This is a genomic window from Hydrogenophaga sp. YM1 (assembly GCF_016903055.1).
Lineage (GTDB): Bacteria > Pseudomonadota > Gammaproteobacteria > Burkholderiales > Burkholderiaceae_C > Hydrogenophaga > Hydrogenophaga borbori.
On the sequence record NZ_CP070223.1, the window covers coordinates 621,664 to 645,807 of the forward strand.

General features: G+C 70.7%; 29 protein-coding genes and 1 riboswitch. Of the genes, 13 read left to right on the plus strand and 16 right to left on the minus strand.

Annotated features, from left to right (window positions below; genetic code table 11):
- Positions 1-8: 8 nt before the first annotated feature.
- Positions 9-503 carry a hypothetical protein gene (locus JNX00_RS03005; RefSeq protein ID WP_204744038.1) on the minus strand — a complete coding sequence of 165 codons (495 nt, stop codon included), beginning with the start codon at positions 501-503 and terminating at the stop codon, positions 9-11.
- Positions 504-733: 230 nt separating this feature from the next.
- On the opposite strand from JNX00_RS03005, the gene JNX00_RS03010 reads away from it, so the two are divergent.
- A complete protein-coding gene (locus tag JNX00_RS03010) occupies positions 734-1,075 on the plus strand; it encodes a hypothetical protein (protein ID WP_204744039.1) in 342 nt (113 codons plus the stop codon).
- A gap of 61 nt (positions 1,076-1,136) precedes the next feature.
- On the opposite strand, the gene JNX00_RS03015 is transcribed toward JNX00_RS03010, so the two are convergent.
- The 4 genes from JNX00_RS03015 to JNX00_RS03030 all read right to left on the minus strand — a co-directional run bounded on the left by JNX00_RS03015 (position 1,137) and on the right by JNX00_RS03030 (position 4,924).
- Positions 1,137-1,517: a hypothetical protein gene (locus JNX00_RS03015; RefSeq protein ID WP_070400398.1), complete on the minus strand. Its 381-nt coding sequence runs from the start codon at positions 1,515-1,517 to the stop codon at positions 1,137-1,139.
- An 87-nt stretch (positions 1,518-1,604) separates the two neighbouring features.
- Positions 1,605-2,771 (minus strand): hypothetical protein, encoded by a 1,167-nt coding sequence (locus tag JNX00_RS03020; protein WP_204744040.1) that lies wholly within the window; start codon positions 2,769-2,771, stop codon positions 1,605-1,607.
- A gap of 129 nt (positions 2,772-2,900) precedes the next feature.
- Positions 2,901-4,127, minus strand: coding sequence for an MFS transporter (locus JNX00_RS03025; protein ID WP_204744041.1), 1,227 nt, complete (start codon positions 4,125-4,127; stop codon positions 2,901-2,903).
- On the minus strand, positions 4,124-4,924 hold the full coding sequence (locus JNX00_RS03030) for an HAD-IIB family hydrolase (RefSeq protein ID WP_070400395.1): 801 nt from the start codon (positions 4,922-4,924) through the stop codon (positions 4,124-4,126). The genes JNX00_RS03025 and JNX00_RS03030 overlap by 4 nt, the downstream gene beginning before the upstream one ends.
- Positions 4,925-5,019: 95 nt before the next feature.
- Positions 5,020-5,111: riboswitch (S-adenosyl-L-homocysteine riboswitch) on the plus strand.
- A 65-nt stretch (positions 5,112-5,176) separates the two neighbouring features.
- Here JNX00_RS03030 and ahcY point away from each other — a divergent pair.
- The 4 genes from ahcY (at position 5,177) to JNX00_RS03050 (ending at position 8,734) form a co-directional block, all read left to right on the plus strand.
- Positions 5,177-6,607 carry an adenosylhomocysteinase gene (gene ahcY / locus JNX00_RS03035; protein ID WP_204744042.1) on the plus strand — a complete coding sequence of 477 codons (1,431 nt, stop codon included), beginning with the start codon at positions 5,177-5,179 and terminating at the stop codon, positions 6,605-6,607.
- A 102-nt stretch (positions 6,608-6,709) separates the two neighbouring features.
- Complete coding sequence (locus JNX00_RS03040) at positions 6,710-7,465, plus strand: TlyA family RNA methyltransferase (protein WP_204744043.1); 756 nt, start codon at positions 6,710-6,712, stop codon at positions 7,463-7,465.
- Positions 7,462-8,292, plus strand: coding sequence for a methylenetetrahydrofolate reductase [NAD(P)H] (gene metF, locus JNX00_RS03045; RefSeq protein WP_070400392.1), 831 nt, complete (start codon positions 7,462-7,464; stop codon positions 8,290-8,292). The genes JNX00_RS03040 and metF overlap by 4 nt, the downstream gene beginning before the upstream one ends.
- A 64-nt stretch (positions 8,293-8,356) precedes the next feature.
- Entirely contained in the window at positions 8,357-8,734 is a 378-nt protein-coding gene (locus JNX00_RS03050; RefSeq protein ID WP_239478314.1) for a septal ring lytic transglycosylase RlpA family protein, read from the plus strand.
- A gap of 19 nt (positions 8,735-8,753) precedes the next feature.
- On the opposite strand, the gene JNX00_RS03055 is transcribed toward JNX00_RS03050, so the two are convergent.
- The 6 genes from JNX00_RS03055 to rlmJ all read right to left on the minus strand — a co-directional run bounded on the left by JNX00_RS03055 (position 8,754) and on the right by rlmJ (position 13,575).
- Positions 8,754-9,860, minus strand: coding sequence for a 2Fe-2S iron-sulfur cluster-binding protein (locus JNX00_RS03055; RefSeq protein ID WP_204744044.1), 1,107 nt, complete (start codon positions 9,858-9,860; stop codon positions 8,754-8,756).
- Between the two features lie 2 nt (positions 9,861-9,862).
- The gene (gene paaD, locus JNX00_RS03060) at positions 9,863-10,387 is read right to left on the minus strand and encodes a 1,2-phenylacetyl-CoA epoxidase subunit PaaD (protein WP_070400390.1); all 525 of its coding nucleotides are present in this window, start codon (positions 10,385-10,387) and stop codon (positions 9,863-9,865) included.
- 4 nt (positions 10,388-10,391) lie between these two features.
- The gene (gene paaC / locus JNX00_RS03065; RefSeq protein WP_204744045.1) at positions 10,392-11,231 is read right to left on the minus strand and encodes a 1,2-phenylacetyl-CoA epoxidase subunit PaaC; all 840 of its coding nucleotides are present in this window, start codon (positions 11,229-11,231) and stop codon (positions 10,392-10,394) included.
- Positions 11,231-11,527, minus strand: a complete 297-nt coding sequence (paaB, locus tag JNX00_RS03070) for a 1,2-phenylacetyl-CoA epoxidase subunit PaaB (protein WP_070400388.1) — start codon at positions 11,525-11,527, stop codon at positions 11,231-11,233. Before paaB ends, paaC begins: the two co-directional genes overlap by 1 nt.
- Positions 11,524-12,534 carry a 1,2-phenylacetyl-CoA epoxidase subunit PaaA gene (paaA, locus tag JNX00_RS03075; RefSeq protein ID WP_204744046.1) on the minus strand — a complete coding sequence of 337 codons (1,011 nt, stop codon included), beginning with the start codon at positions 12,532-12,534 and terminating at the stop codon, positions 11,524-11,526. Before paaA ends, paaB begins: the two co-directional genes overlap by 4 nt.
- Before the next feature lie 126 nt (positions 12,535-12,660).
- A complete protein-coding gene (gene rlmJ, locus JNX00_RS03080; protein WP_070400386.1) occupies positions 12,661-13,575 on the minus strand; it encodes a 23S rRNA (adenine(2030)-N(6))-methyltransferase RlmJ in 915 nt (304 codons plus the stop codon).
- 176 nt (positions 13,576-13,751) lie between these two features.
- Between rlmJ and rplM the strand changes: the two genes are divergently transcribed.
- The 5 genes from rplM to erpA all read left to right on the plus strand — a co-directional run bounded on the left by rplM (position 13,752) and on the right by erpA (position 16,268).
- Positions 13,752-14,183: a 50S ribosomal protein L13 gene (gene rplM, locus JNX00_RS03085; RefSeq protein ID WP_070400385.1), complete on the plus strand. Its 432-nt coding sequence runs from the start codon at positions 13,752-13,754 to the stop codon at positions 14,181-14,183.
- Between the two features lie 10 nt (positions 14,184-14,193).
- Complete coding sequence (gene rpsI / locus JNX00_RS03090; protein WP_070400384.1) at positions 14,194-14,586, plus strand: 30S ribosomal protein S9; 393 nt, start codon at positions 14,194-14,196, stop codon at positions 14,584-14,586.
- Between the two features lie 101 nt (positions 14,587-14,687).
- On the plus strand, positions 14,688-15,392 hold the full coding sequence (locus JNX00_RS03095) for a DUF6776 family protein (RefSeq protein WP_070400383.1): 705 nt from the start codon (positions 14,688-14,690) through the stop codon (positions 15,390-15,392).
- Between the two features lie 27 nt (positions 15,393-15,419).
- Positions 15,420-15,821 carry a polymer-forming cytoskeletal protein gene (locus JNX00_RS03100; protein ID WP_204744047.1) on the plus strand — a complete coding sequence of 134 codons (402 nt, stop codon included), beginning with the start codon at positions 15,420-15,422 and terminating at the stop codon, positions 15,819-15,821.
- 81 nt (positions 15,822-15,902) lie between these two features.
- Entirely contained in the window at positions 15,903-16,268 is a 366-nt protein-coding gene (erpA, locus tag JNX00_RS03105; protein WP_070400381.1) for an iron-sulfur cluster insertion protein ErpA, read from the plus strand.
- 83 nt (positions 16,269-16,351) lie between these two features.
- Here the strand turns inward: erpA and JNX00_RS03110 are convergent, their stop codons facing one another.
- Positions 16,352-17,764, minus strand: coding sequence for a M23 family metallopeptidase (locus JNX00_RS03110; protein WP_204744048.1), 1,413 nt, complete (start codon positions 17,762-17,764; stop codon positions 16,352-16,354).
- Between the two features lie 207 nt (positions 17,765-17,971).
- Here JNX00_RS03110 and tyrS point away from each other — a divergent pair, with 207 nt between their 5' ends.
- On the plus strand, positions 17,972-19,234 hold the full coding sequence (gene tyrS / locus JNX00_RS03115; protein WP_204744049.1) for a tyrosine--tRNA ligase: 1,263 nt from the start codon (positions 17,972-17,974) through the stop codon (positions 19,232-19,234).
- Positions 19,235-19,293: 59 nt separating this feature from the next.
- Here tyrS and JNX00_RS03120 read toward each other — a convergent pair whose 3' ends face one another.
- The 4 genes from JNX00_RS03120 to JNX00_RS03135 form a co-directional block, all read right to left on the minus strand.
- A complete protein-coding gene (locus tag JNX00_RS03120; RefSeq protein WP_070400378.1) occupies positions 19,294-19,980 on the minus strand; it encodes an ankyrin repeat domain-containing protein in 687 nt (228 codons plus the stop codon).
- Positions 19,977-20,477 (minus strand): heme-binding protein, encoded by a 501-nt coding sequence (locus JNX00_RS03125; protein WP_070400377.1) that lies wholly within the window; start codon positions 20,475-20,477, stop codon positions 19,977-19,979. The genes JNX00_RS03120 and JNX00_RS03125 overlap by 4 nt, the downstream gene beginning before the upstream one ends.
- Positions 20,478-20,584: 107 nt before the next feature.
- Positions 20,585-21,223, minus strand: a complete 639-nt coding sequence (locus tag JNX00_RS03130) for a response regulator (protein ID WP_204744050.1) — start codon at positions 21,221-21,223, stop codon at positions 20,585-20,587.
- Positions 21,220-22,665 carry an ATP-binding protein gene (locus JNX00_RS03135; RefSeq protein WP_239478249.1) on the minus strand — a complete coding sequence of 482 codons (1,446 nt, stop codon included), beginning with the start codon at positions 22,663-22,665 and terminating at the stop codon, positions 21,220-21,222. The genes JNX00_RS03130 and JNX00_RS03135 overlap by 4 nt, the downstream gene beginning before the upstream one ends.
- Before the next feature lie 68 nt (positions 22,666-22,733).
- Here JNX00_RS03135 and JNX00_RS03140 point away from each other — a divergent pair, with 68 nt between their 5' ends.
- Together JNX00_RS03140 and dtd are read left to right on the plus strand one after the other, a co-directional pair.
- Positions 22,734-23,669 (plus strand): cation diffusion facilitator family transporter, encoded by a 936-nt coding sequence (locus JNX00_RS03140; protein ID WP_204744052.1) that lies wholly within the window; start codon positions 22,734-22,736, stop codon positions 23,667-23,669.
- The gene (gene dtd, locus JNX00_RS03145; protein ID WP_070400373.1) at positions 23,666-24,109 is read left to right on the plus strand and encodes a D-aminoacyl-tRNA deacylase; all 444 of its coding nucleotides are present in this window, start codon (positions 23,666-23,668) and stop codon (positions 24,107-24,109) included. Before JNX00_RS03140 ends, dtd begins: the two co-directional genes overlap by 4 nt.
- The last annotated feature ends 35 nt before the right edge of the window (positions 24,110-24,144 follow it).

Consider the following 24,144-nt stretch of genomic DNA (forward strand, 5'->3'; position numbering starts at 1 on the left):
ATCTTGATCTAAGGCAGCGCTTGGCTCACCGGATCGCCGGACGGTGAAGCGGCATTCAAGGCCACGCAGAGCGCCTGGGAGGCCTGGCGCAGTTCGGCGGTGTTGACCACGCCCTTCTTCTGTGCCGCCAAGAGATTCAACACCTTTTTGGCGGCCTCGGCGACCGGGGGTCGCTCTTCGTCTCGGCTCAGGATGGCATACATGGCATCGACGCGCTCGCGTGTCTGCCGATGGGCCTGGGTGTAGTTGACCGGCTTGAACACGTCCCGCAGGGACTGGTAAGCGGACCAGGCATTGGTGGCAAAGTACGCGAGGCAGCCCTTCTTGTACCGGTGGATGTAGATGTAGTTGTTGCGGACCCCATGCTGGAGCACCACGTTGAAGGACGTGGCGGCGGCGCCTGCGGCCCGCCGCTCTTTCTTGCTGGGCGCCCGATTGTCTGGCGGGGGTGTGATGGGCTGGGCCGCGGTGCATTTGTGGTGCCAGCGGTCGGCGGAAGACATTCGGAGCATGGTCGGGACGGGCGTGGTGCCGGGCAGTCAGGAAGGTGCGGACTGAGTGTTCGGACCCGCTGCCGGGTTCCGGGCCTGGCCGAATGGCCGTTGGGCGCGTTGGCCTGTTGGCGTGCCGGTCTGATGGCGCTTCGGCCTGTTGGCGATGGCCCATCGCGCACAGCGTCGAACAGGCGCGATGATGCGGGGCCAGCGCCGCCGGCCGGCGTCCCTCGCCACCCATGCCCCTGCAAACCATCCACATCCACCCCGCCGCGCCGGCCAAGCCCGCGTGGGGCGCGCCCTGCAATGGCTGCGGCGTGTGCTGCCTGGCCGAGCCCTGCCCCTTGGGACGCGTGATATCGCGCCGTCGCACGGGCGCTTGCGACGCCCTGCGCTGGGACGGTGCGGCGGGCCTCTACCGTTGCGGCGCGATCAGCGACGCGCCAGGGGTGTTGGGCCCGCGCTGGGCCTGGGCAGCGCCGCTGCTGCGGCGCCTGGCGCGGCGCTGGATCGCCGCCGGCGTGGGCTGCGATGCGGCGATCGAGGTGGATCGGCCCGCGGTCAGGGGGCCTTTGGCCTAGCGCCCATCCGACGCTTCTTTTCGCCGCGGGGTCGAGGCGAGGGGGGGGGCCGCGTCCGCGTTCAGCGCGCCAGCAGCACGCCCAGGCCCACCGCCAGCAGCACCGCCACCCCGATCAGCAAGCGCGTGCGCACGCGCAGCAGCTGCACCGCTTCCACCAGGCGCGCGTTCTGCTCGGCCAGCTCGCTCAGGGTCTGGGCCATCTGCTGCTGGGCGGTGGCCTGCTGGTCGATGAGCTGGCGCGCTTCGATCAGACGCTTGTGCAGTTCGCCCAGGCTGGGTGTTTCGGCGGCCGGGTCCAGGGGCGTGCCCACGGGCGGGGGGGCGCTGGGCGCTTTCTGTTTGTCGAGCAGCTTGCGCGCGGCCGCGAGCACCTTGGGCGCGTGTTCGATCACGTCGCCCCAGGGGATGATCTTCAGCGCGGCGATCCAGGGGATGGGCATGGGACTCCTTTCGGCCGGGGCGGGCGTGGGGCCCGGCCGGCGGCCTCAAGGATCGCATGGGGGCTTGTCACCATGCGGCACGCGGGCTCACTGCTCTTCGAGCAGGGGCTCGGGCCGGGTCACCGGGGTGGGCGATGCCGGGTCCGCCGGTGGCGACCCTGGCGTGGCTTGCGGTGTCGGCGGGGGCTGTTTGGCCCGAAGGCTGGGCCGTGGCATGCGCTGCTGCTTCAGCGGGGCTCTGGGGCTGGTCGGCTGAGGCTGGTCGGGCGGGGTGGGGCTGGTGGGCGTCGACTGGGACTTGCTGGTCCGCAGGCCGTCCTCCGGGATGGGCTCGACGTTCGACTTGGGTCGATCCGACTGGGCGGCTGGTGGGGAGGGCTCCCGGGAAGACCCCATGGCCGATGGCCTGTCCCGGCCCACAGGCAAGAGCGGCAGTTGCAGGGCAGGGGCGCTGGCGGGGGTGCGGGGCGATGAGATGGGCTTTTCCGGGGGGAACATGAGGTCTTGAAGCTCAAGGAGCGCCTGCTCCCGTTTCTGCTGCTGTTGCTCCAGGCACGTCTTTCGGATCGGGTTCAGGTTCTGTCGGGCGACCTGCTTGACCGGCAGCCGGGCCACCCGGTTGGTTTTGGGCTTTCTGGGCGTGCCGCCCGTGTTGGGGGGCGAGCCCTCTTCGCTGAGCGAGACCGCCGTTTGTGAGGCGGTGCTGCTCTCCTCGTCATCCGTCGATTGGTGCCGTGGCGATCGGTCCGTGTTCGATCGGGGCGTGTGCGCGGTCGGCTGCCGTGGCGTCGATGCCATTGAGCGCTGGCCGCTTTCCATCCGCTTCAGTTGCCGCAGCAGTTCGGGGGTGCAGGGCAGACCGAACACCTGGGTGCTGTCGCTGTTGCACAGCCTGTCGAGATCCCGGGCCGCTCGTTGGGTGTCGCGCGGCGCCGAAGACAGCTGGAGCCAGAAGGTGGTCAGGTCCTTCAGCTGCGCGGTGGCGCCCTGCTGCTGGGTCTGCTTGAGCTTGCGGGGCTGCGTGGCGCGGATCTGCGGGTCTTCGTGCCGAGAGTCGAACTTGGTGGTGATGTAAGGCTGCGCGCTCCGATCGGACGAGGGGGCGGTGGTCTTCAGGTAGAGCACCCGCGGCTGCTGGTCTTTTTCGGTCTTGGTCACCGCGGCCTCGACCACCTGGCGCAGGGGCGTCACCTGGGCCTGGCCGGGCAGCGCGGCATCGAGCTTGTATTGTTTGGGGTTGGAGCGGGGGATCATGGAGAGGGCGCGCGTGGCGCTGCGGAGTGGAAAACCCCTCTCGGTGGCGGCCGCCGCGGCGCGAAATCCTCAAGGACGCCTCTCCGACCGCGGCGCCGCCCGGCCGCTTCGTGCGATCGAAGCGCGAGCTCAGGCCGGCTGGCGCCGCAGCAGGAACACCCCCAGCAGCGCCACGCCCACCAGCAGCGCCGGGAAGCCCAGCGTGGGCGACCACTGCAGCGCCGCCGCGCCCAGCGCGGGCGCGAGCACGCCGCCCAGGGTGTAGCTCATCACCAGCACGGCCGTGCTGTTCACCAGGGTGATGCCCTGTTCGCGCGAGCCGATGTCGATCATCGCCAGCGTGTAGAGGCAGCCGCCCGCGCCGCCCCACACGAAGGCCACGGGCGCGGCCAGCCAGGGCGTGTTCGCGACGAAGGGGATCAGCAGCGTGCCGAGCAGTGTGATCCAGGCGCAGCCGCGCATGAGCAGGAGCCGCGCGGCGCGCTCGTCGCCCCAGCGCTGGCGCGGGTGGTGCGCCAGGCGGTCGGACAGCACACCGGCGGGCAGCATCATGAGCGCGCTGCCCAGCCCGCTGGCCGAGACCAGCAGGGCCGAGACCACCGCGCCCAGGCCCAGGGCCAGGCCATACAGCGGCAGGATGGACGTGAGCCCGCTTTCGAAGAAGCCGCCGACGAAGCCCACCGTCATGATCAGCGGGTGCGCGGTCAGCGCGTGCCACACGCCGCCCAGGCCCACGCGGGCCTCGTGCGCGTCGGCCGCGGGCGGCACGCGCGGGATCAGCAGGCTCCAGGCCAGGCCGATGGCCATGCAGCCGAAGGCCAGCCAGATCGCGGTGTCGCTCGGCGGCCCCACCCAGGCCAGCATCAGCGGGCCGAGCACGAAGGTGACGCCGACCAGGGTTTCGAAGATGCCCACGTAGCGGCCACGCTGGCCGGGCGGCGCGAACTCCGCCACGATGGCCTCGGCCAGTACCCAGCGCAGGCCCGAGGCCATGCCGGCGATGAGCTTGAGCCCGAACCACAGCGGCAGCCAGGACGAGAGCGCGAAGCCCATGGTGGCCAGCGTGGGAATGAGCGCCGACAGCCACAGCGTGGGCCGCCTGCCCAGCGCGCGCGTGACGGACGAGGCGAAGGGCACCATGAGGAAGATGCCGAACCAGCCGCTGGCCGCGAACACGCCGGCCAGGGCGGTGGACTCGCCGCCGTCCTTCAGGCGCAGCAGCAGCAGGGGCGTGAGCATGAAGTAGCCCACGAGCTCGAAGAAGGTGGCGCCAAAGATGGCGACCAGGCCCAGGCGGGCGTGGGCCGGCGGCGCGGCGGGCGCTCGGCCGCCGGCGGGCAGCGGGAGTTCGCTCATGACTGGCCTCTGGCCGCGAGCACGGCCTCGGCCACGTCGGCGAAGCCCTGGCCGCGCTCGCGCGGCGCCACGTAGCGCGGGTGGTGCGCGAGCTGCGCCCAGAAGCGCGCGATGTTGGCCACGCCCACGCTGTGCGGGAAGCGCGCGAACATGGCGGCGTCGTTGGTGGAGTCGCCCACGTAGACCCAGTGATCGATCTCGGCGTCGAGGTCGCGCCCCAGGCGCTCGCGCAGGATCCAGCGCGCGCCGCTGAGCTTGTCGTGCGCGCCGATCCAGCCATTGACATGGATGGAACTCACGGTGGCGGTGAGGCCTTCGTCCCGCAGGATGGCGAGCGCGCGCGCAATATCGGCTTCGCCCAGGTGCGCGTGCTCGCTGTGGTCGATGGCGATGTCGGTTTCGCGGCCCGCGCTGTCGGTGGCCAGGGTCGCCTGAGGCAGCTCGCGCAGCACGCGCGCGGCGGCGGCCCGCAGGCGGGTGAGGTTCGCGGCGCGGGTGGCCGCGTCCTGCGCATAGGCCTTGTGCAGGCGCCCGCCGTCGTTCCACAGCGCCACGGCGCCGTTCTCGGCCACGATGGCGTCGATCGGCCAGCTCAGCGCGAAGGGTTCGCTCCAGCCGGCCGGGCGGCCGGTGACGGCGAACACCGGCAGGCCGGCCGCGCGCAGGCGGTGCAGCGCCGCCCCCGCCTCGGGCGCCAGCGCGCCCTCGGCCGTGAGGGTGTCGTCGATGTCGGTGAGCACGCCATGGATGCGCGCGCGCTCGTGCGGGGGCCAATCGGCCAGCGGGGTGGGTTGCATGGAGGGGCGGCAGTTTCTCACAGGGGCCGCACCAGCGTGGTGCCACTGGGAGGGGATATCCCCACGCCAGAAAAGAGGCCGGGTAGAATCGCGCCCCATCCGAGGAGCGTTGCAGCGCCCCACCCGCACCGAGCGGGCCGCGGGCGTGAGGCTCGGACCCTTCAACCGGCAACCACGCTCATCCACTGCACGTGCGATGGGTTCCTTCATCTCCCTTCCTGTGCGGTGGCTTTCAACGTTTTGGAGCGCCACATGAATGCACGAATCAACCCCGCCGCCGACTGCGTGATCGCCGACATCGGCCTGGCCGACTGGGGCCGCAAAGAGATCAAGATCGCCGAGACCGAGATGCCCGGCCTCATGGCCATCCGCGAGGAGTACGCGGCCAAGCAGCCGCTCAAAGGCGCGCGCATCACCGGCTCGCTGCACATGACCATCCAGACCGCGGTGCTCATCGAGACGCTGCAAGCCCTGGGCGCGCAGGTGCGCTGGGCCTCGTGCAACATCTTCTCCACCCAGGATCACGCGGCCGCCGCCATCGCCGCCGCCGGCACGCCGGTCTTCGCCGTCAAGGGCGAGACCCTGGTCGACTACTGGGACTACACGCACCGCATCTTCGACTTCGGCGCCAAGGGCACGGAAGGCGAAGGCCCCAACATGATCCTGGACGACGGCGGCGATGCCACGCTGCTCATGCACCTGGGCAAGCAGGCCGAGAAAGACCCCTCGGTGCTGGCCAAGCCCGGCAGCGAGGAAGAGCGCATCCTGTTCGCGGCCATCAAGGCCAAGCTGGCCGAGGACGCCACCTGGTACAGCCGCAAGAGCGCGCAGATCATCGGCGTGACCGAGGAGACCACCACCGGCGTGCACCGCCTGAAGGAAATGTCGGCCAAGGGCTCGCTGATGTTCCGCGCCATCAACGTCAACGACTCGGTCACCAAGAGCAAATTCGACAACCTCTACGGCTGCCGCGAATCGCTGGTGGACGGCATCAAGCGCGCCACCGACGTGATGATCGCCGGCAAGGTGGCCGTGGTGGCCGGCTACGGCGACGTGGGCAAGGGCTCGGCCCAGGCGCTGCGCGCGCTGAGCGCCCAGGTGTGGGTGACCGAGATCGACCCCATCAACGCCCTGCAGGCCGCGATGGAAGGCTACCGCGTGGTGACCATGGAATACGCCGCCGACAAGGCCGACATCTTCGTCACCACCACCGGCAACCGCGACGTCATCACCTTCGAGCACATGGCCGCCATGAAGGACCAGGCCATCGTCTGCAACATCGGTCACTTCGACAACGAGATCCAGGTCGCCAAGCTGGAAGAGAAGTGCCAGTGGGAAGAGATCAAGCCGCAGGTGGACCACGTGATCTTCCCGGACGGCAAGAAGATCATCCTGCTCGCCAAGGGCCGGCTGGTGAACCTGGGCTGCGGCACCGGCCACCCCAGCTTCGTGATGTCTTCCAGCTTCGCGAACCAGACCATCGCGCAGATCGAGCTGTTCACGCACCCCGAGGGCTACGACGTGGGCAAGGTCTACGTGCTGCCCAAGCACCTGGACGAGAAGGTGGCGCGTCTGCACCTGAAGAAGGTCGGCGCCCAGTTGACCGAGCTGAGCGACGAGCAGGCCGCCTACATCGGCGTGCCCAAGCAAGGCCCGTACAAGCCGGACACGTACCGGTATTGATCACCCCCGCCGCGCTTCGCGCGACCCCCTTCCGGGGGCGATGCCTGCGGCCCGGCCAAGCCGGTTCCGCGGCATCCTCGGTTCGGGTCTTGGCGCTCCACCGTGCGTGCTGATCAACTTCTCGTCGAGCGTGGTCTGGCGGCGTCGCGCTCGCAGGCGCAGCGGCTGATCGCGGCTGGCGTGCGCTGGCGCGCCGGCGGCAGCTGGCGGCCCGTGGCCAAGAACGGCGACGAGTTGCCCGCGGACGCCCAGGTCGAACTGCTGGACGCGGCCGAGGCGCGTTATGTCTCGCGCGGCGGACTGAAGCTGGAGGGCGCGCTGGCGCACACCGGCGTCGAGCCGCGCGGCCTGCGCGCGCTCGACGTGGGCCAGAGCACCGGCGGCTTCACCGACTGCCTGCTGCAGCGCGGCGCGGCCCAGGTGGTGGGTGTGGACGTGGGCAGCGGCCAGCTCAACACCCGTCTGCGCGGGGATGCGCGGGTGATCGCCATCGAGCACTGCAACGCGCGCGAATTGACGGCCCAGCGCCTGCGCGAGGCCGGGGCCGAGCCGCCCTTCGACCTGATCGTCGGCGACCTGTCCTTCATCTCGCAGACGCTGGTGTGGCCCGCGCTGGCGCCGCTGCTCAAGCCCGGCGGCCAGGGCCTGATGCTCGTCAAGCCGCAGTTCGAGCTGCAGCCCGAAGACATCGGCAAGGGCGGCCTGGTGAAGGACGCCGCGTCGTACGCGCGGGTGCGCGAGCGCATCACGACCGCGCTGCAAGGCCTGGGCCTTGAGCCGCTCGACTATTTCGACAGCCCCATCGCCGGTGGCGATGGCAACCGCGAATTCTTCGTCTTTATTCGGAAACCGGCATGAACCTGCCCATCAGCTTCGAATTCTTCCCGCCCAAGACGCCCGAGGGCGCGCAGAAGCTGCGCGCCGTGCGCCAGCAGCTCTACGCGCGCGCGCCGCTGTTCTGCTCCGTCACCTACGGCGCTGGCGGCTCCACGCAGGAGGGCACCTTCGGCACCGTGCGCGAGATCCTCGCCGAGGGCGTGGACGCGGCCTCGCACTTCTCGTGCATCGGCGCCACGCGCGCCGGCGTGCGCGAGCAGCTGGCGCAGCTCAAGGCCATGGGCGTCAAGCGCCTGGTGGCGCTGCGCGGCGACCTGCCCAGCGGCTATGGACTGGGTGGCGAGTTCCACTACGCGAGCGATCTCGTGGCCTTCATCCGCGCCGAAACCGGCGAGGACTTCCACCTGGAGGTGGCGGCCTATCCCGAGGTGCACCCGCAGGCCCGCTCGCCCGAGGCCGACCTCAAGGCCTACGCGACCAAGGTCCGCGCCGGCGCGCATTCGGCGATCACGCAGTACTTTTACAGCGCCGATGCGTACTTCCGTTTCGTCGAGGAGGCGCGCGCCCTGGGCGCCGACATCCCGGTGGTGCCCGGCATCATGCCCATCACCAGTTCCACGCAGCTGATGCGCTTCTCGGACGCCTGCGGGGCCGAGATCCCGCGCTGGATCCGACTGCGGCTGCAGGCCTATGGCGACGACACGGCCTCGATCAAGTCCTTCGGCCTCGACGTGGTCACGTCGTTGTGTGAGCAATTGCTTCGCGGCGGGGTGCCGGGCCTGCACTTCTATACGATGAACCAGAGCGCGGCGACGTTGGAGATCCTGCGCCGCCTCGACACCCGCTGATCACCGCTTGACCCGCATGACGCCCACCCGCCTTGCCGCCCTGGCCGTGCTCGCCGTCGCCCTCGTGGGCTGCGCGAGCCGCGGCGGGCCGCCGGGCGAGGACTGGGGCGCGGACGCGCCGTCGGGTGGCGGCCCGGCCGCGCACGAGGCGCGCGAGATCGGGCGCGGCAACGCCTCGTGGTACGGCGAGCCGCACCATGGCCGTCGCACCGCGAACGGCGAGGTCTTCGACATGAACGAACTCACCGCCGCGCACAAGACCCTGCCGTTCGGCACGCGCGTGCGCGTGGAGAACCTGGCCACGGGGCAGGCGGTGGTGGTGCGCATCAACGACCGCGGGCCGTTCGCGCCGGGGCGCGTGATCGACCTCAGCCGCGCCGCGGCCGAGCGCATCGGCCTCATCCGCGCGGGCGTGGCGCCCGTGGTGCTCTACACCGATTGAGCGGGCCGGCGGTGGCCGCTCAGCGCTCGTCGTAGCTGACGACGACCCGGTCGGTGGTGGGGCGGGCCTGGCAGCTCAGCACGAAGCCCTGTTCGGTTTCCCAGGGCTCCAGCGTGAAGTTCTTTTCCATCTCCACCTGGCCTTCCATGACCTTGGCGCGGCAGGTGCAGCACACGCCGCCGCGGCACGACCAGGGCAGGTCCAGGCCGGCCTCCAGCGCCACGTCGAGCACGCGCTGATCGCGGCCCATGCGCAGTTCGTGCGGCTTGCCGTCGAGCACCACGGTCAGGGCCACCTCGCCCTCGGCCTGGGGCGCGCGGCCCAGCTGCACGCGCTCGCGCTCGCCGCGCGGCAGGGCCTCCAGCGTGGGCGAGGTGAAGCGCTCGGTGTGGATGCGCTCGGGCTTCACGCCGGCGCCCAGCAGGGCCTGCTCGGTGGCCTCGATCATGGCTTCGGGGCCGCAGACGAAGACCTCGTCCATGCTGGGCACGGGCAGCAGGGCGGCGATGAGGGCGCGCACCTTGTCGCCGTCGATGCGGCCTTCGAGCAGCGGCACCTCCTGCGCCTGGCGCGAGAGGATGTGGATCAGCGTGAGCCGGTCGCGGTAGCGGTCCTTCAGGTCTTGCAGGGCCTCGTTGAACATCACGCTGGCCATGCGCCGGTTGCCATAGACCAGCGTGAACTTGGCGGTGGGCGATTCCTCCAGCGTGCTCGTCATGATGGACAGGATGGGCGTGATGCCCGAGCCCGCCGCGAAGCCCACGCGGTGCAGGGCGCGCGGGCGGTGCACGGTGAAGCGGCCGTCGGGCGGCATGGCCTGCAGCGTGTCGCCGGCCTTGAGCTGCGTGGCGGCCCAGTGGCTGAACACGCCGCCCTCCACCGGGCGGATGCCCAGCGTGAGCTCGCCCTTGCGGGTGTACAGGCTGCGTGGGCTGCTGATGGAGTAGCTGCGCCGCACGTCCTGGCCGTCGATGAGCGCCCGCACCGTGAGGAACTGGCCGGGCTCGAAGGCGAAGGCGCCGCGCCGCTCGGCGGGCACGGTCAGGGTGACGGCCACCGAGCCCGCGGCCTCGGGGCTCACGCGTGCGACGGGCAGCTCGACGAATCCGCGGGGGCTGGTGCTCATGGTCAGTAGGGCTTGAAGAGGTCGAAGGGTTCGAGGCAGTCTAGGCAGCGGTAAAGCGCCTTGCACGCGGTCGAGCCGAAGGGCGAGGTTTGTGTGGTGTGGGTAGAGCCGCAGCGCGGGCAGGGCACGGGCTGGCTGGCGGCGCGGCGCGCGAAGCCCACCACCTGGGCGCCGGCCTGCGCCGCGCGGCCATTGGGTGGCGCGATGCCGTAGGCGCGCAGCTTCTCGCGCGCGGCGGGCGCCATCCAGTCGGTGGTCCAGGCGGGCGAGAGCTGCGTCACCACGCGCGCGGCGATGCCGCTGTCGCGCAGCGCGGCGCGGATGTCGTCCTCGATCTGCCCCATGGCGGGGCAGCCGCTGTAGGTGGGCGTGATGACGACCTCGGCCACGCCGTCCCCGCCCAGGCGCACCTCGCGCAGGATGCCCAGCTCGGCCAGGCTCACCACGGGGATCTCGGGGTCGCTCAGGTGCGCGATGGCCGCGCGCACGGCGTCCAGCGAAGGGGGGTCGCGCAGCGCCGCGTCCATGGACTCACCACACGGCTTGGGGGTGCTCGCGCGCCAGGCTCTGCATCTCGGCGAGCAGGAAGCCCATGTGTTCGGAGTGCAGGCCGCGCTTGCCCTGCGTCACGTAGCCGCCGTCGGCGGGGCGCCGCAGCGTGGCCTCGGTCAGCACCTCGTCCACCAGCGCATCCCAGGCGGGCTTGAGTTCGGCGAGGGCCACGCCGGTACCACTGGCCACGGCGGCGGACTCGGCCTCGTCGCCGGTCCAGAACTCTTGGGTGTGCGGCATGAGGTGGTCCAGCGCGGCCTGCGCGCGCGCGCGGCTCTGATCGGTACCGTCGCCCAGGCGCACCAGCCAGTCGCCGGCGTGGCTCAGGTGGTAGCGCACCTCCTTGAGCGACTTGGCCGCGATGGCGGCGAGCTGCGGATCGGCGCTGGCCTGCAGGCGCTCCCACCACAGGTTCATGAGCGCAGCGTAGAGCACGTTGCGCACGGTGGTGGTGGCGAAGTCGCGGTCGGCGCGCGCGGGGCCGGCGAGCGGGCCGTGGTGCGGCAGCTCCAGCAGGGTGAAGTTGCGGAACTCGTGCGTGGCGCGGAAGTAGGCCAGGCTGTCTTCGGTCAGGGCGCCATCGGCGCGCGCGCCTTGCAGGTGGGCGAAGCGCTGGGCCTGCGCGGGGTCGGCGTTGATGAGCGCGGCCGCGTGCTGGTAGAGCAGGCGCGCCTGGCCCAGGTGGTCGAGCGCGTGGTTGGCCAGGGCCAGGTCCTCTTCCAGGATGGGCCCGTGGCCGCACCACTCGGCGTTGCGCTGGCCGAGCACGAGGGCGTTGTCGGCCAGGTGCAGCACATAGTCAACAGGCGCCGAGCTCATCACATGTGCCCCACTTTGTCCGGGATCTCGTAGAAGGTCGGGTGGCGGTAGACCTTGTCGGCGGCGGGATCGAAGAAGGCGTCCTTCGAATCCGGTTCGCTCGCGGTGATGCTGGCCGAGGGCACGACCCAGATGCTCACGCCTTCCTGGCGGCGCGTGTACACGTCGCGCGCCATCTGCAGGGCGTGGCGCGCGTCGCTGGCGTGCAGGCTGCCGCAGTGCTTGTGCTCCAGGCCCTGCTTGCTGCGGACGAAGACCTCCCACAGCGGCCATTCCTTCAATGCCGGGGTGCTCATGCGGCCTCCTTCATGGTGCGTTGTGCTTGCTTGCGCGCGTGGGCCAGGGCGGCCTCGCGCACCCAGGCGCCGTCTTCCCAGGCCTTCACGCGGGTGGCCAGGCGCTCCTTGTTGCAGGGGCCGTTGCCGTTCACCACCTGCCAGAACTCGTCCCAGTCGATGGCGCCGAAGTCGTGCTGGCCGCGCTCGGCGTTCCACTTCAGTTCGGGGTCGGGCAGGGTGACGCCCAGCACCTCGGCCTGCGGCACGGTGGCGTCGACGAACTTCTGGCGCAGCGCGTCGTTGCTGATGCGCTTGATGCCCCAGCGCATGCCCTGCACGCTGTTGGGGCTGTTGTCGTCGGGCGGGCCGAACATGGCCAGGCACTTCCACCACCAGCGGTTCACCGCGTCCTGCACCATGGCCTTCTGCTCGTCCGTGCCCTGCATCATGGTCAGCAGCGACTCGTAGCCCTGGCGCTGGTGGAAGCTCTCTTCCTTGCAGACGCGGATCATGGCGCGCGCGTAGGGGCCGTAGCTGCAGCGGCACAGGGGGATCTGGTTCATGATCGCCGCGCCGTCCACCAGCCAGCCGATCACGCCCACGTCGGCCCAGGTGAGGGTGGGGTAGTTGAAGATAGAGCTGTACTTGGCGCGGCCGCTGTGCAGCGCGTCGACCATTTGGTCACGGCTGGTGCCCAGGGTCTCGGCGGCGCTGTAGAGGTACAGGCCGTGCCCGCCTTCGTCCTGAACCTTGGCCAGCAGGATGGCCTTGCGCTTGAGGCTGGGCGCGCGGCTGATCCAGTTGCCCTCGGGCAGCATGCCCACGATCTCGCTGTGCGCGTGCTGACTGATCTGGCGCACCAGGGTCTTGCGGTAGGCCTCGGGCATCCAGTCGCGCGGCTCGATCTTGCCGTCGGCGTCGATCACGGCATCGAAGTGGGCCTGCAGGGCGGGGTCGGCGGCGGCTGGCACGGCCTGGGGGCCGGGGGCGGTGCCGTCGGGCACGTTGAAGGATTGCGTGTACATGCGCGGTCTCCTCGGCGGGTGGGGCTCTGGCCGCGCAGTGTACCAAGTTAGCCGACCGGCCGGTCGGTTAATTTTTTTTGCCGCGATGGATGGGGGCCGGGGCCCGTCCGCGCCGGGCCGCGCGGTTCAGCCCGAGTGTTCCAGCGTGTGGCCTTGGCCGCGCCCACGGCCCAGCGCGCCCACCAGCAGCGGCAGGGCCTCGGCCAGCCCGGCGTGCAGGGTGTGCGGCGGGTTGATCACGAACACGCCGCTGGCCGTCAGGCCCGGGCGCTCGTCCGGGCCCAGGGGCGGGTGGCCCACGGCCAGCGTGGCGTGCAGCCAGGGGCGACCGGCGCGCTGGGCGTGGCCGCGCAGCTTGCGCGGCAGGTCATGGGCCTCGGCGCGCGGGATCACCGGGTACCAGACCAGGTAGGTGCCGGTGGCGAAGCGCTTCAGTGAATCTTGTATGCAGGCGCTCACTTTGGCGTAATCGCTCTTGATCTCGTAGCTTGGGTCGATCAACACCATCGCCCGGCGCGAGCCCTTGGCGTCGGCGGGCGGGGGCAGCAGGGGCTTGAGGCCCTCGAAGCCGTCCTCGCGCTTGACCACCACCGCGCGGCCGGCATCGAGCTGGGCGATGTTGGCCGACAGCGTTTTGCCGTCGGTCGGGTGCAGCTCGAACAGCTTGAGCCGGTCGCGCGCCTCGTGGCGCATGAGCCGCTGCACCACGAAGGGCGAGCCCGGGTAGACGCGCAGCGCGCCCGAGGGGTTGAAGCCGGCCACGAGGTCGAGGTAGTCGTCGATCGGCGGTGTCGCCTGCGCGGTCGGCGAGCCCGTGGCCGGCCGGCAGGCGGCGAAGAGCCGCACCACGCCGTGCTCGGCCTCGCCCCCCTTGTCGGCGAAATCGCCGTCCAGCCGGTACAGGCCCGCGCCTGCGTGGGTGTCGACCAGGGTGATGGCCGGCTCCTTGAGCTGCAGGTGGCGCAGGGTGGCGATCAGCACCATGTGCTTGAGCACATCGGCGTGGTTGCCGGCGTGGAAGGCGTGGCGGTAGGAGAACATGGGCCGGCGATGGTAGCGCCGGATTTGCCGCCCCGGCGCCGATTTCGTACAATGGCGGGCTTCGCAGCGTTTTCCTGTGGCCCCGCGGCGAAGTTCAAACCTCCACCTAAGAGGGTTCCACCAGAGAACCGCCGACCGTGGAAAAGGGCCGCCAAACCCTCGCTATCAGGTTCAACATGACCAAAACGTTCAGCGCCAAGCCCGCTGACGTGAAGCACGAGTGGTTTGTGATTGACGCGACCGACAAGGTCCTCGGACGAGTTGCCAGTGAAGTGGCTCTCCGACTGCGCGGCAAGCACAAGGCCATCTACACGCCTCACGTCGACACGGGTGACTACATCGTCATCATCAACGCAGCCAAGCTGCGCGTGACCGGCACCAAGTCCACCGACAAGATGTACTACCGCCACTCGGGCTTCCCGGGCGGTATCTACGCGACCAACTTCCGCGACATGCAGGCCAAGCACCCCGGCCGCGCGCTCGAGAAGGCCGTCAAGGGCATGCTGCCCAAGGGTCCTCTGGGCTACGCCATGATCAAGAAGCTCAAGGTCTACGGCGGCGCGGAGCACCCGCACACCGCTCAGCAGCCGCAAACGCTGGACATCTAAGGAGCCCTGAATGATTGGTGAATGGAACAACGGCACCGGCCGTCGCAAATCCAGCGTCGCCCGCGTGTTCCTCAAGAAGGGCAGCGGCAAGATCACGGTCAACGGCAAGGAGATCCAGCAGTTCTTCGGCCGCGAGACCTCGATCATGATCGCCAAGCAGCCGCTCGTGCTGACCGACAACGTCGAGACCTTCGACATCCAGGTCAACGTGCACGGTGGCGGTGAGTCGGGCCAGGCCGGCGCGGTGCGCCACGGCATCACCCGCGCACTGATCGACTACGACGCGAGCCTCAAGCCCGCGCTGTCGCAAGCCGGCTTCGTGACCCGGGACGCCCGCGAGGTGGAACGCAAGAAGGTCGGCCTGCGCTCCGCGCGGCGCCGCAAGCAGTTCAGCAAGCGCTGATCGCCTTCGCGAAACGCCCCCAGAAACCGCCTGCAAGTCCGCTTGGGGCGGTTTCTGCTTTCTGGGGCCCACTTTCTTTTGCTTGCAGTTGAGAGGTTTGCATGCGATTGCGCTTCGGACGTAGACGCTGGTCGGCAGGCGCCCCGCGCATGTCGATCCGCAGCGCCTTGCCCTGGCCGCTGCGCTGGCTCGGGGCCGCCGTCATGCTGGGCCTGTGCGCGGCGCTGGCGCTGTGGGCCTTCGAATTCGGCAAGGACATCGCCGGCCTGGACCGCAACGCGCGCGATGAGCTGGAGCGCCTGCGCACCGAGGTGGTGGGCCTGCGCGAGGAACTGGCTTCGCGCAGCGCGGTGGACCACACCGCCGAGAGCCGCCTGACCATCGAGCGCGCCCTGCAAGACCAGCTGCGCGTACAGATCCGCCAGCTGGAGGCGGACAACCAGAGCCTGCGCAACGACCTCGGGTTCTTCGAGCGCCTCATCCCCGCGGGTGGTGACGCGCTCGCCATCCGCGGCTTGCAGGCCGAACGCCTGTCGGCCACACAGTGGCGTTGGCAGGTTCTGATGATCCAGGCCGCGCGCAACGCGCCAGACTTCAAGGGTGCGCTCGAGATCGTCTTCACCGGCACGTTGGCCGGCAAGCCCTGGTCCGCGAAGCACGCCCCCGCACCGCAACCGGTGCTCGTCAAAGGCTATCTGCGGCAGGAAGGCGTTGTTGATCTGCCCGCGCAGGCCGTTGTAAAAACCGTGACCGCCAAGCTCCTTCAGGGCAGCGCGGTGCGGTCGGTTCAGACCTTCGATCCCTGATCGAGGGTTGTCGACAGGAGATCACGCATGTTCGCCAAACCCAAGCAGCCCCCGATCAAGAGCCTGATCGCTCAGGGCACCCGCATCCAGGGCGACCTGCTGTTCGCCGAAGGGCTTCGCATCGACGGCGAAGTCGTGGGCAACGTGCGGGCGGCGGCGGACGGCGCCAGCCTGCTGATCGTGAGCGAGGTGGCCTCGGTGCAAGGCTCGATCGAGGCCGACCACGTCATCATCAATGGCCATGTCAAAGGCCCGGTGCTGGCCCGCCAGCTGCTGGAGCTGCAGCCCAAGGCGCGCATCGAGGGCGATGTGTCCTACCGAGCGATCGAGATGCACCAGGGCGCCACCATCGAAGGCCAGCTGCGTCCCATGGCCGGCGACGGCGCCGAGGAAAAGCCCACACTGAAACTGGCGGCAAACCACCGCTGAATGGGCATACCCGAGCGGCGTACCGTACCATTCGCGGTATCGCTGGCCTTTCCGGGCCTGCTCCCTACGAGAGGAATCCCCATGAGTGCCGTGGCCGAGAACATCCAGACCGACATGCCCGCGCCGCTGGTCTTCACCGACAGCGCCGCCGCCAAGGTGGCCGAACTGGTGGCCGAAGAGGGCAATCCCGACCTGAAGCTGCGCGTCTTCGTGCAAGGCGGCGGCTGCTCGGGCTTCCAGTACGGTTTCACCTTCGACGAGGTCGTCAACGAAGACGACACCTCCATGAGCAAGAACGGCGTGACCCTGCTGATCGACGCCATGAGCTACCAGTACCTGGTGGGCGCCGAGATCGACTACAAGGAAGACCTGCAAGGCGCCCAGTTCGTGATCAAGAACCCCAACGCCAGCACCACCTGCGGCTGCGGTTCGAGCTTCAGCGTCTGAAGCGAGCCGGTTCGCCGGCCATGAAAAAAGGGAGCCATCGGCTCCCTTTTTTTTGGGGCGGGACCTTGCGGGTCCCTCCGGGCTCAGCGACCTTCGTCGGTGCTGGCCAGGGCCTGCTGCAGGCGGCCGGCGGCGGCGAGTTCCTGCCGCTGGGCCTGGGCGACCTGGTTGAAGGCGCCGCGCAGGTTCTCGGGCAGCTTGATGGCCTCGCTCTGGCGGGCGATCACCAGCGGGTCGCGGTGCTCGCCGTTGTCGCGGAACTCGAAGTGCAGGTGCGGGCCTGTGGACATGCCGGTGGTGCCGACGTTGCCGATGAACTCGCCCTGGCTCACGCGCTGGCCGGTGCGCACGCCGATGCGGCTCAGGTGCGCGAAGACCGTCACCTGGTTGTTGCGGTGGCGCACGTAGATGACGTTGCCATAGCCGCGCTGCACCCCGGCGAACTCGATCACGCCGTCGGCCACCGTGCGCACCGGCGTGCCGGTGGGGGCGGCGTAGTCCACGCCCAGGTGGGCGCGCTGGCGGCCAAGCACCGGGTGGAAGCGCATGCCATAGCCGCTGCTGACGCGCGAGAACTCCAGCGGCGAGGATAGGAAGTAGCGGCGCTTGCTGTCGCCGTTGAAGCCGTAGTAGCCGCCTTTGACGCCGGGCGCCTCGAACCACACCGCCTCGTGCGGGCGGCCGTCGTTGACGAACACCGCCGACAGGATGCGGCCGGTCTTCATCGGCTCGCCTTCGGCGCTCAGGGTTTCATAGACGACCTGGAAGCGGTCGCCCTTGCGCAGGTCGCGGCGGAAATCGATGTCGCTGGCGAACATCTCGGCGAGCTGCACGGCCACCGCGTCGGGGATGCCCGCGGCGTCGGTGGAGGCGAACAGGGAGCTGCGGATTTCGCCACTGGCCAGGCGCGACGCGGCCTCCAGGGTGCCGGGTTCGAGTCGGGCGCTCAGGCCGTCGCTGCCCCGCTCGACCACCAGGCGCAGAAAGCCACGATCGTTCTTCGGATCGGGCCAGCGGGCGGTGAGGCGCTGCAGCACCTGCTGCGGGGTGGCCTCGGCGTGCACCAGGCGGCTCTGGCGCGAGGCCAGCAGCTGGCGCGCCAGGGGGTTGCGGGCCATAAAGGCCTGGGCCTCGCCGTCGTTCACGCCCAGGCGCAGCAGCAGCGACTGGGGGGTGTCGTCGTTGCGCGTGGTGTCGCTGCGGTACAGGGTCCAGGGCTGGGGGCTGGCGAGCACCGGACGGGCCTCGGGGGGCAGGTCGGCGCTGGCGGGAATGGCGGTGTACAGGGGGGTGGCGGTCACCGGCAGGGCTTCCACCACCTGGCGCACCGGCAGGTCGGCGGCGTCGGGCGCCAGCGGCGCGATGCCGAAGGCGGTGACCCCGGTGCCGAGGAGGAGGACGCCGATGCCCCCCATGACGCGACGGGGGTGCTGGGCAATCGATTCAGCGATCTGTTGGCCCCATTGGGCCGCGGCGTTCAGGGTCTGGCGTATCAAGGTCGGTCATCCATGAAAGGGCCGGTGGGGGCGCAGGGCCTCACACCGGCATCCAGGGAGTGAGCGGGCAGCGACGCGAGAAGTTCACGCCACAGGCCGGGCTTTACGTTGGTGCGGGAGCTCGTGCAAAAAGCACGCCAACTAAAATCCGGCGATAGCCGGCAAGTGTAGCGGGCTGGCGATCCGTCCCTATCGGAAGAAACACGTATGAATAACGGCTTATCTATTCCCACCTTGCCGGACAGCCCCACCAGCGGCGGCGAGGCCCTGACGGACGGCGTGCGACACGCCCTGGCGGTCACCCGCCGGGGCTGCGAAGAATTGATCCCCGAGGCGGATTGGGCGCAAAAATTGTCACGTTCCGAGCGCACCGGCACGCCGCTGCGCATCAAGCTCGGCCTGGACCCGACGGCGCCCGACATCCACATCGGCCACACCGTGGTGCTCAACAAGATGCGCCAGCTCCAGGACCTGGGGCATACAGTCATTTTTCTTATCGGCGACTTCACCAGCCTGATCGGCGACCCCTCGGGGCGCAACAGCACGCGCCCGCCGCTCACGCCCGAGCAGATCAAGGCCAACGCCGAGACCTACTACAAGCAGGCCAGCCTGGTGCTGGACCCGGCGAAGACCGAGATCCGCTACAACAGCGAATGGAGCCTGCCGCTGGGCTCCATGGGCATGATCCAGCTCGCGGCCAAGTACACCGTGGCGCGCATGATGGAGCGCAACGACTTCCACCAGCGCTTCACCGCCGGCACGCCGATCAGCGTGCACGAGTTCCTCTACCCGCTGATGCAGGGCTACGACTCGGTGGCGCTCAAGAGCGACCTCGAGCTCGGTGGCACCGACCAGAAGTTCAACCTGCTCATGGGCCGCCACCTGCAGGCCGAGTACGGTCAGGAGCCGCAGTGCATCCTGACCATGCCGCTGCTGGAGGGGCTGGACGGCGTGGACAAGATGTCCAAGAGCAAGAACAACTACATCGGCATCACCGAGGACGCCAACACCATGTTCGCCAAGGTGCTGAGCATCTCCGATGAGCTGATGTGGCGCTGGTACACCCTGCTGTCCTTCCAGTCGATGGAGGCGATCGAGGCGCTCAAGCGCGAGGTGGCGGGCGGCCGCAACCCCAAGGACGCGAAGGTGATGCTGGCCAAGGAGATCACGGCGCGTTTCCACAGCGCGGCGGCGGCCGAGGCGGCCGAGCAGGACTTCATCAACCGCTCCAGGGGCGGCGTGCCGGACGAGATTCCCGAGGTGTCGCTGACGGGCGCGCCGCTGGGCATCGCGGCCCTGCTCAAGTCGGCCGGCCTGGCGCCGTCGAGCAGCGAGGCCAACCGCCTCATCGACGGTGGTGGCGTGCGCGTGGACGGCTCGGTGCTGAGCGACAAGGGCCTGAAGCTCGCCGCCGGGACCTACGTGGTGCAGGTCGGCAAGCGCAAGTTCGCGCGCGTGACGCTGGGCTGATCCGATCCGGCGCCGGGCCGCGCCCTGCAAGGGGCGGCCGGCGCAGCCTGGGGGCGCGCTCAGCGCGCCCCGGCCTTTTCCAGCATCGCCACCATGGCCGCGTGGCCGCGCGAGCGGGCCAGCGCCAGCGGCGTGTGGCCGCTGCGGTCGGTCAGTTGCAGGTTGGCGCCGGCGTCGATCAGCGCCTGCAGCGTGGCCTGGTGGCGCGGGCCGCCGTCGCCCAGCACGACGGACTCGATGGCGGCCGTCCAGTGCAGGTTGTTCACGTGGTCCAGCGGCGCACCAGCGGCGATGAGCTGGCGCACCACGCCTTCATGGCCCAGGTGGGCCGCCGCGATCAGCGCGGTGCCGTCGTAGCGGCTGGTCACCAGCTTCGCGCTCGCGCCGCCGGCCAGCAGCAGGCGCAGGGTATCTTCGTCGTCGGCCACGGCGGCGATGGTGACGGCGTCGTAGCGCCCGTGTTCCAGGGCCGCATGGTTGGCGCCGGCCTGCAGCAGCGCCCGCACCGCCTCGCGCTGGCGCGCGAAGGTGGCCACGTGCAGTGGCGTGCGGCCGGCGCCGTCGGTGGCCTCGATGGCCGCGCCCGACTTCAGCAGCCGCGCGATGGCGGCCACATCGCCGCGCTGCGCCGCGGCGTGCAGGCCCTGGTAGGCCGCGACCTCGCCGGGCGAGGGCGGCACCTGGGCCCGCGCGGCGCCCGCGAACGCGGTGGCCAGCGCCAGCGACAGCAGCGCGCGCCGCTTCATTGCAGGGCCGCTTTCACCTGCTCCAGCGCGGCCATGGCGCACTGCTCGTCCAGGTGGCCGCCGGGCGCGCCGCCCACACCGACGGCGCCGATCACGTCGTTGCCCGCGCGCACCGGCACGCCGCCGCCGAGCAGCAGGTAGCCGGGGATGTCCTTCAGGTTGGCCGCGGCCGGGTTCTTCTGCGAGGCCTCCATCATGGCCAGCGTGGTGTTGCGCGCGGAGGCCGAGGTGTAGGCCTTCAGGCGGCTGGCTTCCAGGGTGTGCGGGCCGGCGTTGTCGGCGCGCTGCATGGCGCGCACGTTGCCGGCGCGGTCCACCACGGTGGCGGTGACGGCATAGCCGCTGGCGCTGCAGGCGGCCACGGTGGCGGCGGCGATCTGGTTGGCCAGCGCCAGCGAGACGTTGCGCTCGCTGAGGACGGCGCCGCTCTGGGCTTGGGCGAGGGCGCTGGCGCCGATCAGGGCGAGGGCCAGGGCGGTGCGGATGGGGGTGTTCATGAAGCGGGTCTCCGTGACGGCGTTGCGGTTCGATCAACCGTGCCCGCACTGTAGGAAGCGCCCGCCGCGCGCACCATTCGCGCGGCTACGGGCGCGGCTGCGTAGAACTACGCGGTGCCCGCCTCGTTCACCAGGGCCGCGTAGCCCCGCACCAGCTGGGCGAGCGAGTCCACGCCCAGCTTCTCGAACACGTGGGCGCGGTGCGTTTCCACCGTGCGCGGCGACAGCTCGAGCGCGCGCGCGATGGCCTTGTTGCTCAGGCCCTCGACGATGAGCGCGAGCACCTCGCGTTCGCGCGGCGAGAGCTGCTGCCAGCGCTCGCGCGCGGCGCGGTCGGTCTGCGCACGCTGGCGCAGCTGAACGTGCTGGCGCACGGCCTGCTGCAGGGCCTCGATCAGGGCCTCGTCGTCCACCGGCTTTTCCAGGAACTCGGCCGCGCCGGCCTTGAAGGCGCGCCGGCACATGTCCACCGTGCCGTGGCCGGTGAGCATGATCACGGGCTGGTCCACGCCCTGCGCCACCAGCGTGTCGAGCACGCCCAGGCCGCTGATGCCGGGCATGCGCACGTCGAGCACGATGGCGCCGATGCCGTCGCGCTCGAAGCCGGCGAGGAAGGCGCGCGGATCGGCCCAGGCCACCACGCGCAGGCCCACGGTGCCGATCAGCAGCGCGAGGCTGTCGCGCACTGCCTCGTCGTCGTCGATCAGGTGCACGGTGGGGGAGAGCGCGTCGCTGGCGGTGTTCATGGCGGGGTCCCGGTGTCGAGCGGCAGGTGCAGCGAGAACAGCGCGCCACCGCCGGGCGCGGCGCCCGCGCCCAGGCGGCCGCCCTGCGCCTGCGCCAGCGATTCGCTCAGCGTCAGGCCCAGGCCCAGGCCGCCCTCGCGGGTGCTGAAGAAGGGTTCGAACAGGCGCGACAGCACCTCGGGCGGCAGGCCCGGGCCGGTGTCGGCCACGTCGAGCACGGCCTGCCCGCCCTCGCGCCGCACGGCCAGGCGCAACTCGCGCGGGCCGCCGGCCTGGCGGTCCATGGCCTGCAGGGCGTTGGCGATCAGGTTGTGCACGATCTGATCGATGGCGATCGGATCGGCCCGCACCACCGCCGGGTCGCTGACCAGCCAGCGCACGGCCACGCCGCGCCGGTCGATCTCGGGCTGCAGCAGGTGCAGGGCTTCGCGCACGCAGGCGCCGAGGTCCAGCGCGCGCTGTTCGGCCGCGCCGGCCGGCGGCTCCAGGCCGCGCCGCAGCCGGGCCAGCACCTCGGCCGCGCGGCGCGCCTGCGCGCCGGCGCGGCCCATGGCCTCGCGCGCGGTGTCCAGCGCGGGCGGCTCGTCGGCCAGCAGGCGCTGCGCGGCCTGGGTGCTGGCCAGCACGGCGGTCAGGGGCTGGTTCAGTTCGTGCGCCAGGCCGGCCGCGAATTCGCCCATGGCGTTGAGCCGGCCGAGTTGGCCCAGGCGCAGCAGGGCCTCGGCGCGCTGGCGGGCCTCGCGCAGGCGCAGTGCGTGCGCCAGGGCGGCCAGCCCCGCCAGCACGGCGAGCGCCCAGGCGCCCATGCCGAGCCAGGGCAGTTCGCCCCAGCCGACCCAGCGCGTGGCCACGGCGTGGAAGGGTTGGCTCTCGGCCGCCACCACCTTGTCGAAGTCAAAGCGCCAGCCCTGGGTGAGCGGCTGGCCGGCCTGCAGGGTGTGCGACTGGCCGTTCCAGCGCAGCGCCACCCGCACCGGGCTGCGCGCGCGGTCCATGGGCCAGTCGGCCTCGGGTACCAGGCCGTCGAGCGCGATGACCAGCGCATAGGCGCCGCCGCCCGCGGCGCCCAGCACCAGCGTGTAGCGGCCCGCGCCCAGGTCGCCGTCGGCCATGGCCCCGCGGCCGCTGGTGCGCGAGGCCGCCTCGGCGTGCGCCAGCGCCGGCTGCAGCCAGGCCTCGTCCGGCGCGCGCGCGATCACGCTCAGCAGGCGGGGGTAGATCGCGCTCAGGCGCGGCAGGGCCTCGGCCCGTTCGGGCTCCAGCAGGGCCAGGGTGGCGAGCACCGCGTCGTGCTGCACCACCTGCTGGCTCAGCAGCCGGTGCACGATGCGCGCGTCGGTCTCGAAGGCCGCGCGTTGCGCCTCCAGGCCACGCTGGGCGATGAACCACGCCCCCAGCAGCGACAGGGCCAGGCCTGCCGCGATCCAATTCAGCCGGGACATCCACGCGCGTCGCATGGCGGCGATTCTGCAACGTCCGCCGAACCAGGGTTCAGCGGGCCTGGGCCACAATGCCGCGCGTGATCATCCCGCTGCTCGACCGCCTCACGCCGCGCCGCCTGCTGCAGGCCTCGATCGCCGTGGCCCTGCTCACCATCGCACTGAAGACGGCCGCCTGGTGGCTCACCGGCTCGGTCGGCCTGCTGTCCGACGCGCTCGAGTCCCTGGTCAACCTGGCGGGCGCGAGCTTCGGCCTGCTCATGGTCACCATCGCCGCGCGCCCGGCCGACGCCGAGCACCCCTACGGCCACCACAAGGCCGAGTACTTTTCTTCCGGCTTCGAGGGGGTGCTCATCATCGCGGCCGCGGCCGGCATCGTCTGGGCCGCGGTGGGGCGCCTGCTGCAGCCCCAGCCGCTGGAGCAACTGGGCCTGGGCCTGTGGCTGTCGGTCATCAGTTCGGTGTTCAACGGGGGGCTGGCCTGGGTGATGCTGCGCGCCTCGCGCGCGCACCGCTCGGTCGCGCTCGAAGGCGACGCGCGCCACCTGTTCACGGACGTCTGGACCTCGGTCGGCGTGGTGCTGGGCATCGGCCTGGTGGCCATCACCGGCTGGCTCTGGCTCGACCCCGTGCTGGCCATCCTGGTGGCACTCAACATCCTGCGCGAGGGCCTGCACCTCATCAAGGACGCCGCGCAGGGCCTGATGGACGAAGCGCTCGACCCCGAGCTGCAGTCCAGCATCGAGCGCGTGCTGGCGGGCTTTGCCCAGGGGCAGCCGCTGGTGCGCTTCGACCACGTCACCACGCGCAAGGCCGGCCAGCGCCGCTTCGCCGACCTGCACATGCACCTGCCCGCTGCCTGGCCGCTGGGCCGCGCGGCGGCGCTGCGCGGCGAGGTGGAGCAGGCGCTGATGCAGGCCGTGCCCGGCCTGCGCGCCAGCATCCAGCTGCTGCCCACCGGCGTGGAAGCGCTGGCTGTCAAAGAATCCGAGGAGACCCTCCAGTGATCGCCCTGCTGCAACGCGTGAGCCAGGCCCGTGTCGACATCGCCGGCGAGACCGTGGGCGCCATCGGCCCCGGCCTGCTGGCGCTGGTCTGCGCCGAGCCCACCGACACACCGGCCGTGGGCCTGAAGCTGCTCAGCAAGGTCCTCAAGCTGCGCGTCTTCGCCGACGGCGCCGGCAAGATGAACCTCAGCCTGCAGGACGTGGGCGGCGGCCTGCTCATCGTCAGCCAGTTCACCCTGGCGGCCGACACCTCGGGCGGCAACCGCCCGGGCTTCACCAACGCCGCACCGCCCGCGCTCGGCGAATCGCTCTACGATGCCTTCGTGGCCGCCGCGCGCGCCGCGCATCCCCAGGTGGCCACCGGCCGCTTCGGCGCCGACATGCAGGTGCACCTGGTGAACGATGGTCCGGTGACGATCCCGATGCGCCTGACGGCCTGAGCGTGCGCCGGTGCCCGGGCGCTTTCAGGAGAACC

Coding starts and splice junctions, on each gene's coding strand:
- JNX00_RS03005 (WP_204744038.1), bottom strand. CDS start 503: ATGTCTTCCGCCGACCGCTGGCACCACAAATGCACCGCGGCCCAGCCC.
- JNX00_RS03010 (WP_204744039.1), top strand. CDS start 734: ATGCCCCTGCAAACCATCCACATCCACCCCGCCGCGCCGGCCAAGCCC.
- JNX00_RS03015 (WP_070400398.1), bottom strand. CDS start 1,517: ATGCCCATCCCCTGGATCGCCGCGCTGAAGATCATCCCCTGGGGCGAC.
- JNX00_RS03020 (WP_204744040.1), bottom strand. CDS start 2,771: ATGATCCCCCGCTCCAACCCCAAACAATACAAGCTCGATGCCGCGCTG.
- JNX00_RS03025 (WP_204744041.1), bottom strand. CDS start 4,127: ATGAGCGAACTCCCGCTGCCCGCCGGCGGCCGAGCGCCCGCCGCGCCG.
- JNX00_RS03030 (WP_070400395.1), bottom strand. CDS start 4,924: ATGCAACCCACCCCGCTGGCCGATTGGCCCCCGCACGAGCGCGCGCGC.
- ahcY (WP_204744042.1), top strand. CDS start 5,177: ATGAATGCACGAATCAACCCCGCCGCCGACTGCGTGATCGCCGACATC.
- metF (WP_070400392.1), top strand. CDS start 7,462: ATGAACCTGCCCATCAGCTTCGAATTCTTCCCGCCCAAGACGCCCGAG.
- JNX00_RS03055 (WP_204744044.1), bottom strand. CDS start 9,860: ATGAGCACCAGCCCCCGCGGATTCGTCGAGCTGCCCGTCGCACGCGTG.
- paaD (WP_070400390.1), bottom strand. CDS start 10,387: ATGGACGCGGCGCTGCGCGACCCCCCTTCGCTGGACGCCGTGCGCGCG.
- paaC (WP_204744045.1), bottom strand. CDS start 11,231: ATGAGCTCGGCGCCTGTTGACTATGTGCTGCACCTGGCCGACAACGCC.
- paaB (WP_070400388.1), bottom strand. CDS start 11,527: ATGAGCACCCCGGCATTGAAGGAATGGCCGCTGTGGGAGGTCTTCGTC.
- paaA (WP_204744046.1), bottom strand. CDS start 12,534: ATGTACACGCAATCCTTCAACGTGCCCGACGGCACCGCCCCCGGCCCC.
- rlmJ (WP_070400386.1), bottom strand. CDS start 13,575: ATGTTCTCCTACCGCCACGCCTTCCACGCCGGCAACCACGCCGATGTG.
- rplM (WP_070400385.1), top strand. CDS start 13,752: ATGACCAAAACGTTCAGCGCCAAGCCCGCTGACGTGAAGCACGAGTGG.
- rpsI (WP_070400384.1), top strand. CDS start 14,194: ATGATTGGTGAATGGAACAACGGCACCGGCCGTCGCAAATCCAGCGTC.
- JNX00_RS03095 (WP_070400383.1), top strand. CDS start 14,688: ATGCGATTGCGCTTCGGACGTAGACGCTGGTCGGCAGGCGCCCCGCGC.
- JNX00_RS03100 (WP_204744047.1), top strand. CDS start 15,420: ATGTTCGCCAAACCCAAGCAGCCCCCGATCAAGAGCCTGATCGCTCAG.
- erpA (WP_070400381.1), top strand. CDS start 15,903: ATGAGTGCCGTGGCCGAGAACATCCAGACCGACATGCCCGCGCCGCTG.
- tyrS (WP_204744049.1), top strand. CDS start 17,972: ATGAATAACGGCTTATCTATTCCCACCTTGCCGGACAGCCCCACCAGC.
- JNX00_RS03120 (WP_070400378.1), bottom strand. CDS start 19,980: ATGAAGCGGCGCGCGCTGCTGTCGCTGGCGCTGGCCACCGCGTTCGCG.
- JNX00_RS03125 (WP_070400377.1), bottom strand. CDS start 20,477: ATGAACACCCCCATCCGCACCGCCCTGGCCCTCGCCCTGATCGGCGCC.
- JNX00_RS03130 (WP_204744050.1), bottom strand. CDS start 21,223: ATGAACACCGCCAGCGACGCGCTCTCCCCCACCGTGCACCTGATCGAC.
- JNX00_RS03135 (WP_239478249.1), bottom strand. CDS start 22,665: ATGTCCCGGCTGAATTGGATCGCGGCAGGCCTGGCCCTGTCGCTGCTG.
- JNX00_RS03140 (WP_204744052.1), top strand. CDS start 22,734: ATGCCGCGCGTGATCATCCCGCTGCTCGACCGCCTCACGCCGCGCCGC.